Genomic DNA, 16,591 nt, shown 5'->3' on the forward strand with positions numbered 1-16,591 from the left:
GGTTTTAAGACTTTAAACACAATTGTAATAACAAAATAATCAACTCTACATTTGTAGAATTCATTTTTTTATTCTACGTTTGTAGAGAACATTCTAAATATGTAGAGCTATGCAGTTGTCAAAATCTGAAGAAGAACTAATGAACCATCTCTGGAAATTAGAGAAAGCATTTTTAAAAGATTTACTAGATCAATATTCAGATCCTAAACCTGCAACCACCACTGTGGCTACAATGTTAAAACGTATGGCAGACAAAAATTTTGTAGCCTACAACTTATATGGCAAATCCAGAGAATATTATCCGTTAGTAAAAAAGAAAGCCTACTTCTCTAAACACGTAAACGGCTTAATAAAAAACTTTTTTAATGATAGTGCATCACAATTTGCATCGTTCTTTACTAAAGAAACCAACCTAACAAAAGAAGAGCTGGCGCATTTAAGAGAATTAATAGACCAAGAACTTAAAAACAAATAGTTATGCTTATATACCTATTAAAATCTACAGCTTGTTTAGCCATATTATTTCTTTTTTATAAAGTGTTTTTAGAAGAGCAAAATATGCACAAGTTTAAACGTTTTTACCTACTAGCTGCTTTAGCTTTAAGTTTTGGCATACCGCTAATAACGTTTACAACATACATACAAGTGCCAACAATAATTTATGAAACACCATTGGAGTATGGCAACATAAATAGTACAGAAATTATTGCAGAACCTACCAATTACTGGGCATACATAATTTGGAGTATTTACGGCTTGGGCGTTTTAATTTTTAGTATAAAATTTATTAAAAACAGCACTAACCTATTTTTAAAAATAAAGCAAAATCCTAAGCAAAGGTTACAAAACCATACCAATGTACTGTTAACTGAGAAAACTACACCACATACTTTTTTAAGTTATATATTTTTAAATAAAAAAGCCTATCAACATAAAAAAATACCAAAAGAGGTGTTGCTGCATGAAATTACACATGCAAAGCAAAAACACTCTATAGATGTATTACTTATAGAGGTATTGCAAGTTGTATTCTGGTTTAATCCGCTTATCTATTTTATAAAGCACACTATTAAATTAAATCACGAATTTTTAGCAGACCAAGCTGTCCTAAATCAGGGTGCGGACACTGTTAGCTATAGAAAAATTTTACTCGCATTTTCATCAAATGCAACAGAGCCACATATGGCAAACTCAATTAATTATTCATCAATCAAAAAACGATTTACAGTTATGAAAAAAAGAACCTCAAAACGGTCGGTTGTATTAAGAAGCTTGCTTCTTATACCTTTAGCAGCATTGCTTTTTTACAGTTTTAGCAACCAAAAAACAGAAGAAGTATTGGTAGACACTCAAACCTCACACGCAAATAAAATTGTAGGGAAAGGTGCTTCAGAAAAAATGATGCAAGAGTATATTAATTACATTCAGAATTACCAAAACGCTAAGAAAAAGGTAATTAATATGCCAGAATATAATAGAGTAGTTGCCATTTATGATCTAATGACAGAAGAACAACGTGCAACCGTTACAGACCATAAAACTATTCTTAAATTTCCTAGCATAGATTTAAAAAACACAACAAAAAAAGCACCAACGCAATCGGAGTTTAATTCTTGGAAAAACAAAGAAAACTTTGCTATTTGGATAGACAATAAACACGTTCCTAATTCTATATTAAACAAGTATTCGGCATCAGATATTGTTCATTATAACAATAGCTTTGTGTACAAAAATGCACGTAGCGCAAAGTTTCCGCAAGAACACCAAGTAAATTTATTTACCAAACAAGGGTTTGCCAATACATACATTAAAGCTGATGTAAATAAGTATAATAGTATACTCCAAAATTATAATAGCGAGTTAAATGTATTTAAAAATAACAGCGCAACCTCTAACGATGATTTAGACATAAAAAATGTTCAATTAAAAAAACTTTATGCTGAGTTTAGCAAAGAAGAAATAGAAAAATACAACATTCTTTTCCCTGAAAGCATTCCTGTTAAAAATTCTGAACAGTTGGGTATAGTTATAAGAGAAGAAAAACAAGATCCTTTAGAAACCTATAAAAAAGAATACAATACATATGTAACCTTAACTAAACAAGAGCCACATTATATACATAGGTCAGAAGCTGAGAAAAAGAAAATGGATGACCTTTTTACATTATTAGGTAGCCTGTACTTTAGCTTAAGCAAAGAAGATAGAGCTAAAGTAAAAAGAGTAAAAGCACCTATTTTACCATACGTTATACTAATTAGAAATGGCAAAACAGAATACAAAAAAAGCAGCGAGTTAACGGCAGAAGATAAAAAATTATTGCCACCACCTCCACCACCACCATTACCTCCATCAAATGACAAACAAGATTCTAAAGAACTTGCAAAAGCCAGAGCTACTTTTAAAAAAGATGCTAATGCATATGGTACTGCCGTTAGTGAATGCAGAAAACAAGGAAAAGGGACTAGGGAAGAGTTAAATAAATTACACAAAAAAACAATGGAAAGCTATGAGAGATGTAGCGCTTTAATTAAAAAAGAAAAAGGAGCAGCTCCGTTACCACCACCGCCACCTCCTGCTCCACCAATAAAGGAGTAATTATTCATAATAATGTCTTAAAAAGTAATAAAAAGCCTCATTTAGAGGCTTTTTCTGTAACAAATCATTGCAAAATGCGTTCTTATAGGTACATCAATCATCAAAAAAAGAACACTTATGATTAAACGTTTTTTTATACTCTGCTCCGGAGCAGATACTGCTATACTAGAAACTTGCTCTAACGGTGAGCAAAACAAATACGCTGGCATTGGCGCAACTGTATTTTTTACTGCTGTTATGGCTTTTATTGCTTGTGCATATGCATTATACACTGTTTTTGACAATGTTTACTACGCTGTGTTTTTTGGACTTGTTTGGGGCTTACTTATTTTTAATTTAGATCGTTTTATTGTTTCTACCATTAAAAAAAGAGACAATTTTAAAAGTGAATTGTTACAGGCCACACCACGTATTGTTTTAGCTGTTATAATAGCCATTGTTATTTCAAAACCTTTAGAAATGAAGATTTTTGAAAAAGAAATAAATCAGGTTTTACTAGAACAAAAGAACGATTTAACGCTTGCAAACAAGGAGCAAATTGCATTACAGTACAATCCTAAAAAGGAAGTCATTCATCAATCTATAGAAAAATTAAAACAAGATATTACAATTAAAGAAGCAGAAACCAACGCGCTTTACAACACTTACATTGCCGAGGCAGAAGGTAGAGAAGGTACTAAACTACTAGGCAAAGGACCTGTTTACGAAGAAAAAAGACAAAAACATGATGCTGCCTTGCAAGAATTACAAAAACTAAAAGAAACCAATGCTGTAAAAATTACAGCACTTGAAGAGCAAGCAGTGGCATTAGATACAGCATATGCTACTTCTGTTAAAGACTCGCAACCTATTATTGACGGTTTTGATGGTTTAATGGCGCGTATAACGGCTTTAAACAAGTTACCTTGGTTGCCATCATTCTTTATATTTTTATTGTTCTTAGCAATAGAAACGTCTCCTATAATAGCAAAACTACTAGCTCCAAAAGGTATGTACGATTATAAATTGGAAGAAGAAGAAAGTGTTGTAAAAACTTGGGTAACACAAAAGGTAGAACAACGCAATATGTTAATGCAAACAGATGCTGCTATTAACAAAAAAGTATATGAAGATATTGAACAAGAAAACGAAGTTTATAATTATAAAAAGCAACAAGCAGAAAAATTACTAAAACAACAAACTGATGCTTTCCATAACATACAAGCCAAAAACTTGTAATAAAAAAAGAGGCTAGTTTAGCAAAACTAGCCTCTTTATATTTTAAAATACAATTACTTAATTAGCAAAGTAAACGTATATAGCTACTACTATTAAACAAATAACAATACCTATTTGGTTTACGTACTTATAAGGCTTTATTTCTACTTGCTCTGTGTATTTTTGCTCAAAAGCAGTTTCTCTTGGCTTAATTTTACCAATAGCTAACATTATTAAAGAGTTTACTACGCATAATATAGCCATAACGTGTAAAAAGTGAGGGTAAGCATCTGCTTCTATTACAGCTAATGCATCTACACCAGTAACTCCGGCTGCTTCTGCTTTTTCTAAGGCAGAGCTTACAAAATAAGGCTTCATTAAAAACTGACTAATAATATATAACAAAGAACCTGTTATAATACCAACTTTAGCCGCTATTGCAGGAACTCTTTTAGTTAAAAAACCAATAATTATTACTGAAAAAATTGGAATACTATAAATACCATTTACTTCTTGTAAATATCCAAATAAACTACCCGCATTTGCTATAAAAGGAGCAATAAACATTGCTGCCAAGGCCAATACAATTCCAAATATTTTACCGTTTTTAACTACTTTAGTTTCACTTGCCTCTGGGTTTATATGCTGTTTGTAAATATCTAAACCAAATAAGGTTACAGAACTATTTAAAACACTATTAAAAGAACTTAAAATTGCACCAAATAATACTGCTGCAAAAAAGCCAACTAAATAGTCTGGCAATACTTTACCAACTAGTAAAGGGTATGCGCTAGAAGAGTCTATTTTACCTTCAAAAATATGAAACGCTATAATGCCTGGTAAAACTAAAATTAATGGACCTAATATTTTTATAAAAGAAGCCAATAACAATCCTTTTTGTCCTTCTGCTAAGTTTTTAGCACCTAAGGCTCTTTGTATAATTTGTTGGTTTGTTCCCCAATAAAAAAGGTTAACCAACATCATACCTGTAAAAATTGTAGAAAAAGGAACTGAGTCTGTTTTAGTTCCCATAGAGTTAAATTTCTCTGGGTTTTCTGTAGTTAAAATAGATAAACCATCCATTATACTACCGTCTCCAATATACATTAATCCAAAAACAGGAATTAAAATACCACCAATTAACAAACCTATTGCATTTATAGAGTCTGATACAACAACAGCTTTTAAACCACCAAAAACTGCATAAATACCTCCTATAATTCCTATTCCCCAAACACATAGCCATATAGATGCTGTGTGACTAATTCCTAAGTTTTCTGGCACATTAAACATTCCGCTTATGGCAACAGAACCAGAGTATAAAATTACAGGTAATAATACAACTACATAACCTGTTAAAAACAAACCAGATGTTATTGTTTTTGTAGTAACATCAAAACGTTCTGCTAAAAATTGCGGTACAGTTGTTAAACCACCTTTTAAATACCTTGGTAATAAAAAAATAGCAGTAATAACTATTGCTATTGCTGCTAACGTTTCCCAAGCCATAACAGACAAACCATCTGTGTAAGCATCAGAATTTAAACCTACTAATTGCTCTGTAGAAAGGTTTGTTAGTAAAAGAGATCCTGCAATAACACCTGCAGTTAAACTTCTTCCTCCTAAAAAATACCCATCAGAAGAGTTTTCATTTGTTTTTCTTGTAGCCAAATAAGATATAACGGCCACCAAAACTGTAAAGCCCACAAAGGACAGTAATGTTAATAACATAGTGCTAAATAAGTTTGGTTTAGGCTTATAAATATATCGGATTATTTTGTGGATAAAAAATAACACAGACATCATTTATATCTCTTTTGTTATAAATTCAACCGAAAACGATGTAGTTCAACTTAAACTTTAATGTAATCCTAAAACAATTGCTATTTTAGGAATACTTTTTTTTAATGTATGTAACATTTAAAGATACCAAGCGTTACTATAAAGTAATCTTAAGAAAACTAATGATGAAGAAAATTGCAATGCTACTCTTGTTACTTATTGGCTTTACTGCCACTGCACAAAAAATGCAGGTAACTTATAAGTTTAGTGAAAAATATGCAGATAGATACAAATACTCTAATTTGCTTACCATTGATAACGATGGCGCAAATGGGTCTGTACTAGTACGCTCCTATTATACTGGCTTAATTTTAAAGCCTAAAGGGTATTACATAGAGCATTACAATAAAAACTTAGATCTGGTAAGCGAGTTTAATTACAAACTAAAAGACAAGGATTTTGTAAATGGTTTTATAAACAACGGACAGCTATACCTTATATTTTTAGAGTTTAACGCTGCAAAAGAAAGTTATGATTACATAGTACACCAAAGTCCGTTAGACAATTTTGCTTTTACACAAAAAATTATCTTATCTGTACCGTCTAAACAAGTAGACAACCCATTAGACAAAAACTACTATAACCGTAATTTTGCATCTGGCTTTACAACATCCGTATTATTTAACAAACGTAAAGATGCCTTTGTAATTAGCGCACACTTTAAAAAGGCAAAAGATAATCAGCATTTTATTTATGTTTTTGATAATAACTTAGATTTAGTAATTACACACGACTTTTCTGCTGAAGTTGAAACAAAAAATTATGCTTTTGAAAGCGTTGAAATTACAAAAGACAAAAAAGAAGTATTCTTGGTTGCTAAAGCTTATTTTAAAAAGAGACGTTTTTCTGCCCTAGAGCGTAAATTTCAGTACGAATTATTAAAGGTTTCTGAAGAAGAGCGAGTAATGAAAACTTTTGATGAACCTGGTAAATTTTTAGAGGCTTTAAAACCAATACTTACAGATGAAAAACTTGTTTGCGTAGGTTTTTATGCTACACGTAAAGACAACAGATATAACGGCCTTAGTTATTTTAAGTTAGATGAAGGCTCTTTAGACATTAAAGACAAAAAGTTTATTCCGTTTTCTGCACAGTTTATGGCAGACAAATTTGGCAAGGAAGATGACAATAAAGAAATTAAAAACTTAATCTTTAAAAATGCAGAAATAGCTAGTGATGGTTCAATACTTTTTAATGCCGAAGAATATTTTGTAACATCTGGTTACCAAAGTAATCCAGGTGGTGGATCTAGAGTTAAAATTAGCAGGTACCATTACAATGATATGGTTGGCGCTAAACTTAGCGATGATGGCGATCTTATTTGGGTACGTAACATTAATAAGTCTGAGGTTACACAGGGTGATGGTGCATACGCATCATACAGTACATTTACAAAAGGAGACAACACTTATTTTTTTATAAGTACAGCGGCAGAAAACCCACAACTAATAAATAATGAGCGTTTGGTATTTAGACAAGGTTTAAGCAGAAACAGAAACATATTTTTAATTAAGTTAGATGCAAAAGGCTTTATGACTTATGATAAAATTATAGATAGTAAAACAGCTAGGTTACCGCTAATGATCTCTAAGCCATTAACTAACAAAAACAATATTTTGTTTTACGCAAAGCGTGGCACAAAAAAGCAAATGGTAGAAGTAGCTTTTTAAAAAGCAAACCTTATAAATTACAATCCTCTTGCTAAAAGTAAGAGGATTTTTTTTGTTTAAACTGATCTTCTTTTTCAATTAATTATTAAAACCACTAACATCTAATTGCTTCCTGAAAGGTTTCTACCGTATTTTCGTCTAACAATACATTAATACTAAAAGATAAAATAGTTATGCAAATACATATATGGTCTGATATTAGATGCCCGTTTTGTTACATTGGCAAACGTAACTTTACAGCTGCATTAGATAAATTTCCGCACAAAGATAAAATTACTGTAGAATGGAAAAGTTTTGAGTTAGATCCTAACTTAAAAACGCAAACAGATATTAATGCTATAGACCACTTTATGCAAAGCAAAGGTGTAGATGAGGTTAATGCTAAAGGTATGTTTAACAGAGTTACAGAAATGGCTAGTGGTGTTGGTCTTAATTTTAAAATTGAAGACATTGTTACCGCAAATTCTTTAAATGCGCACCGTTTATTACAATATGCAAAAACAGTAGGTTTTGCAGATGCTACCAAAGAAGCATTGCTAAAAGCACATTTAGAAGATGGGAAAAATATAGATGACATCTCATTTTTAGCAGATACAGCTGTCTCTGTTGGTATGGACAAAACTGCTGTTGAAGAAATATACAAAACAGATGCGTTTACTTACGAGGTTAGACAAGACGAAATGGAAGCTCGCAACATAGGCGTTAGCGGTGTGCCTTTTTTTGTGTTAGATAACAAATATGGAGTTTCTGGAGCACAACCAGTAGAAGCTTTTACTGAGGCTTTAGAACAAGCTTGGGAAAAACATCAAAAAGAGTCATTAACCATTTTACCAACAACAGGCGGAGAATCTTGTGATGTAGATGGCAATTGTGATTAATTTACAACTCTAAATAAATAAAAAGGCGCTATTAGCAATTGTTAATAGCGCCTTTTGTACTTTAAAATACTTTTATTTTAGTTCCCATCCTTTTCTATAGTCACGAGAAACCCATTCGTTAGCCATATCAAAATTTGTAACTTTCATATTGGCGGCGTCCCATTTTATGGTACGTCTACCAGGGTAGTTATAAGGATCCCAATCTCCTACTTTTTTACCCGCTTTTAGTGTTTTATATTGGTATGCTTTAATAGCTAAATTACCCATAAGCACACCCTCTGTTAATGGTCCGGCTTTAGTTACAAAGTCTGATGATGCGGTTGTACCATTTAAACAACCCTCTACCCAGTTATTTTGATGTCCTGCAGAACCGCCTTTTATTCTTGGCAATGTTTCTTTTGGCTTATTAAACATACTATTAACATCTGCTGGTAACAGTCTAGGATTAGCAGAATACACATCTGTTAAAATAATACCTTTTGTACCATGAAAAACTACGCCACCATCTCCGTTTCCTAGTTTTTCACCATCGGCTAGCTCACTAGGAATATCTGGCATAATTCCGCCATCATACCAATTTAAATCTATACTTCCTTGGTTTGGTGCATCTACTTTTAAACGCACTACAGATGAAGGCGGACAAGAGCTAGAGTAATCTGCCTCTACAAAATCTCCTACCCAAGTAGTTGTACAACTAGCCTCTGCTTCTGTTGGTGATCCTAAACCTAAAACACTATATGGAGTTTCCATAATATGGCAACCCATATCACCTAAAGCACCTGTTCCAAAGTCCCACCAACCACGCCATTTAAATGGCAAATAAGCAGGGTTATAATCTCTCATAGCCGCTGGCCCTAACCATAAATCCCAATCTAACTCTTTAGGAATTGGGTGTCCGCCTGCTGGTGTTTTTACTCCTTGTGGCCACACTGGTCTGTTGGTCCAACAATCTACTTTAGTAACATCTCCAATTACACCAGCATCTATCCATTCTTTAGCTGTTCTACTACCAGGACTAGACGCTCCTTGGTTCCCCATTTGGGTAATAATTCCGTTTTCTTTAGCTACTTTGGTCATTAACCTTACCTCTTCAATATTGTGCGCTAGAGGTTTTTCTACGTACGCGTGTTTTTTGGCACGCATAAAAGGCAATGCAATGGTAGCGTGTGTGTGGTCTGGTGTTGCCACCATAATAGCATCAATTTCATTTAAATGCTTATCATACACTTCTCTAAAGTCCTTATACCTTTTTGCTTTTGGGTGTAATTTATGACTGGCAGCAACTCCTCTTTCATCTACATCACAAAGAGTAACAAACTTAACTTTACCTGTTTCTGTAAGTTCTTTAATTACAGATGATCCTCTACCTCCTACTCCAAATGCTCCTATGTAAAGTGTATCACTAGGTGGCACGTGATTTTTACCAAGTACAAAACTTGGAACAATAGAAAATGCAGCAGAAGATGCAGCTACATTTTTTATAAATTTTCTTCTTCCCATAATAAGGTTGCTTATAGTTTACTGGTTGAAGATACATAAAAAATACAAGCAACACTTTTGCAAAAAATGTTAAAAGAAAAACTATAACGTTGTAGTAAAACCTATTATTCTTTACCGTTCCACTCGTTATAAAACTGCTCTAAAAAAGTCTTCATATAAGAATGCCTTTGTGCTGCTAGCTTTGTACCCGTTTGGGTGTTCATTTTATCTTTTAAAAGCAGTAATTTTTCATAAAAATGATTAATTGTTGGTGCTGTAGATTTTTTATATTCCTCTTTAGTCATATTTAAATTGGGAGCAATATCTGGGTTGTACATTTCCCTATTTTTAAATCCACCATAATTAAAAGCACGCGCTATGCCAATGGCACCTATAGCATCTAACCTATCTGCATCTTGCACCACTTGTAACTCTAAAGATGTAAAAGGTTTTGCTGTAGTTGCATCATCAACCTTTAAACTACTTTTAAAAGAAATGTTTTCTATAATTTTTACAACGTGATCTATATTTTTTTCATCAACCTGTATAGATCTTAAAAAATCTGTTGCCATTTTAGGACCAACAGTTTCATCGCCATTATAAAATTTAGCATCAGCAATATCATGTAATAACGCACCAAGAGCAACTACTAATTGGTCTACAGCTTCATCCTTAGCTAAAAGCATTGTGTTATTATACACACGCTCTATATGAAACCAGTCGTGACCACCTTCTGCACCTTCTAAAGTTTTTTTTACAAAGGCTTTAGTTTGTGCAATTATATCAGAATTTATCATTTAAAAGAGGTTACGCCAGCGGTTACTGTTTGTTCTACTTGTGCAATTATATCGTCTGCATTTCCTTTAATTTCTATAGGTGTGTGCACGTCTATTGTAAAGTGACTACCTAAACCATATGGGTATTTACCGTATTTTAAAAGTTTCCAAGAATTGTTAATACTTATAGGAACTATTAAGGCTGATGGTGCATTTTTCATAAGAATTTTAAGTCCCATTGGTTGAAACCTTTTAGGATGCCCTGTTCTACTTCTGGTACCTTCTGGAAAAATTACGGCACTACGCTTGTGTTTTTCTATGTATTTACCAAGTTTAGCAATTTCTGTAAGTGCTTGCCTAGCATCTTTACGGTCTATTAAAACAGAACCTCCGTGCCTTAAATTATAAGATACACTTGGTATTCCTTTACCTAACTCCTTTTTACTCACAAATTTTGGGTGATTTTTTCTAAAAAACCAAATAAGTGGCGGAATATCGTTCATACTCTGGTGGTTTGCCACAAATATAATAGGCCTATCTGTAGGTATTTTTGCCTCTTTTTTAAACGAATAACGCGTACCTAAAAAGTGTGTGCTACGCATTAAAAACCAATTTAATATACTAACACTTTTTTTATGTGCCGTGTAACCAAACACATTAAAACAAACCCATTGTATAGGATGAAAAATGATTAGTGATAATCCAAAGGATAAAAAATACAATGCCGTTAATGGGTATGATATTAGTTTTTGCATGCTACAAAAATAAAAAAACCGCCCTATGTATAGAGCGGTTTTTTAAGATAATTTAAATTCTATTAATTAACAGAATTCATCATAAGCTTGTTTTAAGTTTTCAGCAATCATTTCTGCTGGTCTACCTTCAATGTGGTGACGTTCTATCATATGCACTAACTCTCCGTTTTTAAACAAAGCAATACTTGGCGATGATGGAGGAAAAGGAACCATAAGTCCTCTTGCTGCATTAACTGCGTCTGTATCTACACCTGCAAAAACTGTAACAGTATTACTTGGTTTTTTATCGTTAAGTAAACTCATTTTTGCGCCTGGTCTTGCATTAGCAGCAGCACAACCACAAACAGAGTTAACTACCACTAAAGTAGTACCTTCTGCATTTATTGCTTTTTCTACAGCTTCTGCTGTGAATAATTCCTCAAAACCTACAGAGGTTAAATCCTCTCTCATTGGTTTTACTAATTCTGCTGGGTACATATATTTTAATTTTATTATGTTAATAAGCGTTACTACAAAAGTAACTAATTTGTCGCATTTTTCTATAAACCTTAACTTTTCATTTAATCTTAACCTTTATCTTTGAAAAAATTTAGAAAAAAGTATGTTAAAATGGATAGCTGCGATACTAGGCAGCATATTTTTTAAAATCCCTGGAGGTATTGCCGGCTTTTTTATTGGTAGCCTTTTAGACAACCTTACTGGAAGTAAAAATAATAGAGGCGGAAATACTGTTTTTAATGATATGACTCGCCAAAAAGTCTCTCCTGCAGATTTTGAAATGCAATTAATATCACTCTGTTCTATTGTTATAAAAGCAGATGGAAAAGTTAGCCAACCAGAGTTAGACTATGTACGCCAATATTTTGTACAGACTTATGGAAAGGAAAAGGCAAATGCCATTTTTAGAACCTTTAATGAGGTTAATAAAAAGCATGAGATTTCTGCAAAGCGCATTTGTTACTATTTAAATCAGCGTGTACGTTATGAGGTTAGGTTACAATTAGTACATTTTTTATTTGGCATTGCACAAGCCGATGGTTCTGTTACTGGTGCAGAAGTAGAAGTAATTAGAGATATTGCTGCTTACTTTAAATTAGGAAAAAGAGATTACGAAAGTGTAAAAGCAATGTTTGTAGCATCTGCAGATACGGCTTATAAAATACTAGAGATTGATAAAAGTGCTACAGATGACGAGGTTAAAAAAGCCTATAGATCTATGGCAAAAAAATACCACCCAGATAAAGTTGTTACCCAAAACGAAGCCATAAAAAAAGGAGCTGAAGAAAAATTTAAAGAGGTACAAAAAGCATATGAAACTATACAGAAAGAACGTGGTATCAGCTAGTTAATTTTTAATCATTTATTTATAAAAAGAAATTATGGAACAGTTTTTATTTTACATAGGATTAGGTTTAGAGCACGTATTAGACCTTAGTGCTTATGATCATATTTTATTTTTAACTGCTTTAGCCATTCCTTTTTCGTTTAAAGATTGGAAAAATGTTTTACTCTTAGCTACCGTTTTTACTGTTGCGCATTGCTTCTCTTTAGGTTTATCTAGCTACGGATATGTTACACCTGACACTGGTTTAATAGAATTTCTAATTCCGGTAACCATTTTTATTACAGCATTATTTAATATTTATGCTGCTAAAAACAAGCAAACTTTAGCATCTATAAAACTACACGTTATTGCCACCGCCTTTTTTGGTTTGGTTCACGGTTTTGGTTTCTCTAACTATTTTAAAATGCTAATGGCAGAGGAAGAAAATAAATTTACACCATTACTTGGCTTTGCTACAGGAATAGAAATGTCTCAGCTATTAATATTGGTCTTAGCGCTTGCATTAACTTTTGTAGTAGTAAGCTTATTTAAAGTTAAACAGTGGCTGTATGCCATAGTAGCATCTATAATTGTATTAGCTATTACAATACCAATGTTAATAGATACGTTCCCATACTAAAAGGTTTTAGTGTTAAAATTATCCTTTATTGATTGTGTGCGTTAGCTAAAGCCTGTATCTTGTGGCCATTACAACAAAAATGAAAGACAGTAAACAAAAAAAATACGACGAAGCTTACCTACGTATGGCTCAGGAATGGGCAAAATTATCATACTGTGATCGTAAGCAAGTAGGTGCAATTATTGTAAAAGATAGAATGATAATTTCTGACGGATACAATGGAACACCAACTGGTTTTGAAAACATTTGTGAGGATGAAGAAGGATACACAAAATGGTATGTATTACATGCTGAAGCAAATGCAATATCTAAAGTAGCTTCTTCTACACAATCTTGTACAGGTGCAACTTTATACATTACGTTATCTCCTTGCAAAGAATGTAGCAAGCTTATACACCAGTCTGGCATAGTACGTGTGGTATACCAAAATGCTTACAAAGACGATTCTGGATTAAAATTTTTAGAAAAAGCAGGCATAAAATTAACCCATTTACCACTGCAATAGTAGTATGAAAAATAAAATGTATTACATATGGCCCATTGTAATTGCCGCAGCTTTAGCGCTTGGTATTTTGCTTGGTGGTAAGTTAAACTTTAATGATTCTCCTGAGCGTCTTTTTACAACAAATTCTAAAAAAGACAAATTAAATAGGCTAATAGACTACATAGATTATGAATATGTAGACGATGTTAATACAGATAGTATTGTAGATGTTACCGTAAATAATATTTTAGGCAAGCTAGATCCACATTCGGTTTATATTCCTAAAAAGGAAATGGCAGAAGTCTCTGAAAGTATGAAAGGTGACTTTGTTGGTATAGGTATTAATTTTTACATGTACCAAGATACCATTTCAGTTATTAAAACAGTAGAAAACGGACCTAGTTACAACAAAGGCATACAAGCCGGCGACCGTATTTTAAGAGCAAATGGCGAGGAGTTATTTGGTAAAAAACTGGCAAGTGGTAGCATTGTAGACCAACTAAAAGGAAAAAGAGGCTCTACTATAGACTTAGAAGTTTACCGTAAAAAAGAAGACCATACATTTACTGTATCAGTAAAAAGAAATACCATACCCTTAAAAAGTGTAGATAGCTATTATATGCTAACCAAAGATATTGGTTACATAAAGGTTAACAGGTTTGCAGAGTCTACCTATAAAGAATTTAAAACTGCTCTTAAAGCATTACAAAAACAAGGTGCAACCAAACTTACCCTAGACCTAAGAGACAATCCTGGTGGTTATTTAGGTATTGCAGAGCAAATGGCTGATCAGTTTTTAAAAGACGGAAAACTTATTTTGTTTACTAAAAATAAAAAAGGTACAATTGAAAATGCTTATGCTACAGACAAAGGTAGTTTTGAAGATAAACCTGTATTTGTTTTAATAAACGAAAGGTCTGCATCTGCTAGTGAAATTGTTGCTGGCGCATTACAAGATAATGATATAGGTACAATTGTAGGCAGACGCTCTTTTGGAAAAGGACTAGTACAAAGAGAAATGGATTTAGGCGATGGCTCAGCCGTGCGCTTAACTATTTCTAGGTACTACACACCAACAGGAAGATCTATACAGCGTGATTATAAAAAAGGTAATGTAGATTATTACCAAGAATTAATGAAACGTTATGCAAACGGGGAAATGCGTGATGCAGATAGTATCAAAGTTGCAGATTCACTAAAATATATTACTCCAAAAGGAAAAACTGTATATGGCGGTGGTGGCATTATACCAGACGAGTTTGTACCTATTGGAAATAATGAACAAGAAGCAATTATAGACTTAGACAGCTATGGTTTTATATCATACTTTACTTTTGAACATTTAGACAAAGACAGGTCTAGATATAATATGTTCTCTAGAGAAGAATTTATTAGAGATTTTAAGGTTGATGAAAATCTGTTTGTAGAGTTTATTACTTACGCTAAAAAGAATAATCTTTCTTTAGACTTTTACAAGTATGAGGTTAGTTTAAAAAGATACTTAAAAGCAACTTTAGCAGATCAGTTATTTGATGCTAATGCATATGCAGAAATAAAAAGTAAATCTGACCCAATGCTACAAAAGGTTTTAGAACTTACAAATGAGAATTTTGAAGACAAAGACCTGCAAAATCAGGAAGAAATAGACAACTAGTATTTAACATACACAAAGCTCTTTTTTGGTATATTGCATACCATGATGGAGATACTACAAAAGCAACACGCGTTTTTTAAGTCACAACAAACCAAAGACATAACATACCGTAAACAAGCTTTAAAAAAACTTAGGCAAGAAATTATAACTAGAGAAGCTGCAATATGCGATGCTATTTATGAAGATTTTAAAAAGCCTAGATTTGAGTCTATGGCGGCAGAAACACAGTTTGTTTTAGCTGAGCTTAACTACACCATTAAAAACATTAAAAAATGGGCTAGACCAGAAAAAGTGTCTGGTGCATTATTAAATTTTCCATCATCAGACTGGTTGTATAAAGAGCCTTATGGGACTGTGCTTATTGTTGCACCTTGGAACTATCCTTTTCAACTAGCAATTGCCCCCTTGATTGGCGCCATTGCAGCAGGTAATACGGCAGTTATAAAACCATCAGAAATAACACCAAACACCTCTAAAATTATAGTAGAACTAATTACTGCAATTTTTAATGATGAATATGTTGCCGTTGTAGAAGGAGGCGTAGAAGTATCTAAAAACTTATTAGCTCAAAAATGGGATTATATTTTTTTTACAGGTAGTACCAATGTCGGAAAAATATTTTACAAAAGTGCAGCCGAACACCTAACACCTATTACCCTAGAACTTGGTGGTAAAAACCCTGCTATTGTAGACCAAACTGCCAATATAAAACTTGCAGCAAAGCGTATTGCTTGGGGTAAATTTTTAAATGCGGGGCAAACTTGTATTGCTACAGATTACATTTTAGTTCACAAAGATGTAAAAGATAAATTAGTAGCAGCTTTGCAACAAAGTATTTTAGACTCCTATGGCAAAGATATAGAGGCATCTAAAGATTATGCACGTACGGTTAGTAAAAACCATTTTAACAATTTAACTGAATTATTACAAGGGCAAGAAATTATTTTTGGCGGTCAAACAAATGCAAACGATAATTACATAGCTCCTACACTTGTTAACGAACCTAGTTTAGATAGTAAGTTAATGCAAGGAGAAATTTTTGGGCCTATTTTACCAATCATTTCGTATACTACAGAAAAAGATATAGAAAAACATATTATGAACTATGGTAAGCCACTTGCCACATATGTTTTTTCTACAAACAGGAAATTTCAACAAAAAATAATAACCAAATACAGTTTTGGTGGCGGTGCAATTAACGATACTGTGATACACATAACCAATAAAAAACTACCGTTTGGTGGCGTAGGTTCTAGTGGTATTGGCGCGTACCATGGCAAAACTTCTTTTGATGTTT

The 16,591-nt window shown here is 32.9% G+C and carries 15 protein-coding genes; 10 read left to right on the plus strand and 5 right to left on the minus strand.

Features of this window, described 5'->3' with window-relative positions:
- Positions 1–109 precede the first annotated feature (109 nt).
- From ABJD66_RS08255 to ABJD66_RS08265, 3 genes are all read left to right on the plus strand, one after another.
- Positions 110–475, plus strand: coding sequence for a BlaI/MecI/CopY family transcriptional regulator (locus tag ABJD66_RS08255; protein WP_038505687.1), 366 nt, complete (start codon positions 110–112; stop codon positions 473–475).
- A 2-nt stretch (positions 476–477) separates the two neighbouring features.
- Positions 478–2,595, plus strand: a complete 2,118-nt coding sequence (locus ABJD66_RS08260) for a M56 family metallopeptidase (RefSeq protein WP_348130290.1) — start codon at positions 478–480, stop codon at positions 2,593–2,595.
- A gap of 117 nt (positions 2,596–2,712) precedes the next feature.
- A complete protein-coding gene (locus ABJD66_RS08265) occupies positions 2,713–3,813 on the plus strand; it encodes a DUF4407 domain-containing protein (RefSeq protein ID WP_348130293.1) in 1,101 nt (366 codons plus the stop codon).
- 57 nt (positions 3,814–3,870) lie between these two features.
- Here ABJD66_RS08265 and ABJD66_RS08270 read toward each other — a convergent pair whose 3' ends face one another.
- Positions 3,871–5,523 (minus strand): solute:sodium symporter family transporter, encoded by a 1,653-nt coding sequence (locus ABJD66_RS08270; protein ID WP_348130296.1) that lies wholly within the window; start codon positions 5,521–5,523, stop codon positions 3,871–3,873.
- 233 nt (positions 5,524–5,756) lie between these two features.
- Here ABJD66_RS08270 and ABJD66_RS08275 point away from each other — a divergent pair, with 233 nt between their 5' ends.
- Together ABJD66_RS08275 and ABJD66_RS08280 are read left to right on the plus strand one after the other, a co-directional pair.
- Complete coding sequence (locus tag ABJD66_RS08275) at positions 5,757–7,304, plus strand: hypothetical protein (protein ID WP_348130299.1); 1,548 nt, start codon at positions 5,757–5,759, stop codon at positions 7,302–7,304.
- Between the two features lie 173 nt (positions 7,305–7,477).
- Entirely contained in the window at positions 7,478–8,182 is a 705-nt protein-coding gene (locus tag ABJD66_RS08280) for a DsbA family oxidoreductase (protein WP_348130302.1), read from the plus strand.
- A 72-nt stretch (positions 8,183–8,254) separates the two neighbouring features.
- Here the strand turns inward: ABJD66_RS08280 and ABJD66_RS08285 are convergent, their stop codons facing one another.
- The 4 genes from ABJD66_RS08285 to ABJD66_RS08300 form a co-directional block, all read right to left on the minus strand.
- The gene (locus ABJD66_RS08285) at positions 8,255–9,682 is read right to left on the minus strand and encodes a Gfo/Idh/MocA family oxidoreductase (protein WP_348130305.1); all 1,428 of its coding nucleotides are present in this window, start codon (positions 9,680–9,682) and stop codon (positions 8,255–8,257) included.
- A 104-nt stretch (positions 9,683–9,786) separates the two neighbouring features.
- Positions 9,787–10,458, minus strand: coding sequence for an HD domain-containing protein (locus ABJD66_RS08290; RefSeq protein WP_348130308.1), 672 nt, complete (start codon positions 10,456–10,458; stop codon positions 9,787–9,789).
- On the minus strand, positions 10,455–11,192 hold the full coding sequence (locus ABJD66_RS08295) for a lysophospholipid acyltransferase family protein (protein ID WP_100894140.1): 738 nt from the start codon (positions 11,190–11,192) through the stop codon (positions 10,455–10,457). The genes ABJD66_RS08290 and ABJD66_RS08295 overlap by 4 nt, the downstream gene beginning before the upstream one ends.
- A gap of 66 nt (positions 11,193–11,258) precedes the next feature.
- Complete coding sequence (locus ABJD66_RS08300) at positions 11,259–11,669, minus strand: BrxA/BrxB family bacilliredoxin (protein ID WP_348130312.1); 411 nt, start codon at positions 11,667–11,669, stop codon at positions 11,259–11,261.
- A gap of 124 nt (positions 11,670–11,793) precedes the next feature.
- Between ABJD66_RS08300 and ABJD66_RS08305 the strand changes: the two genes are divergently transcribed.
- The 5 genes from ABJD66_RS08305 to ABJD66_RS08325 all read left to right on the plus strand — a co-directional run.
- The gene (locus tag ABJD66_RS08305; protein ID WP_100894142.1) at positions 11,794–12,537 is read left to right on the plus strand and encodes a TerB family tellurite resistance protein; all 744 of its coding nucleotides are present in this window, start codon (positions 11,794–11,796) and stop codon (positions 12,535–12,537) included.
- Positions 12,538–12,571: 34 nt separating this feature from the next.
- Entirely contained in the window at positions 12,572–13,156 is a 585-nt protein-coding gene (locus ABJD66_RS08310) for a HupE/UreJ family protein (RefSeq protein WP_100894143.1), read from the plus strand.
- A 79-nt stretch (positions 13,157–13,235) separates the two neighbouring features.
- The gene (locus ABJD66_RS08315; RefSeq protein ID WP_303540076.1) at positions 13,236–13,661 is read left to right on the plus strand and encodes a dCMP deaminase family protein; all 426 of its coding nucleotides are present in this window, start codon (positions 13,236–13,238) and stop codon (positions 13,659–13,661) included.
- A gap of 4 nt (positions 13,662–13,665) precedes the next feature.
- Positions 13,666–15,294, plus strand: a complete 1,629-nt coding sequence (locus ABJD66_RS08320) for a S41 family peptidase (RefSeq protein ID WP_348130317.1) — start codon at positions 13,666–13,668, stop codon at positions 15,292–15,294.
- 42 nt (positions 15,295–15,336) lie between these two features.
- A partial coding sequence (locus ABJD66_RS08325) for an aldehyde dehydrogenase (RefSeq protein ID WP_348130320.1) occupies positions 15,337–16,591 on the plus strand: 1,255 nt, incomplete at its 3' end.

The sequence above is a fragment of the Cellulophaga sp. genome (assembly GCF_039943695.1).
Taxonomy (GTDB): domain Bacteria; phylum Bacteroidota; class Bacteroidia; order Flavobacteriales; family Flavobacteriaceae; genus Cellulophaga.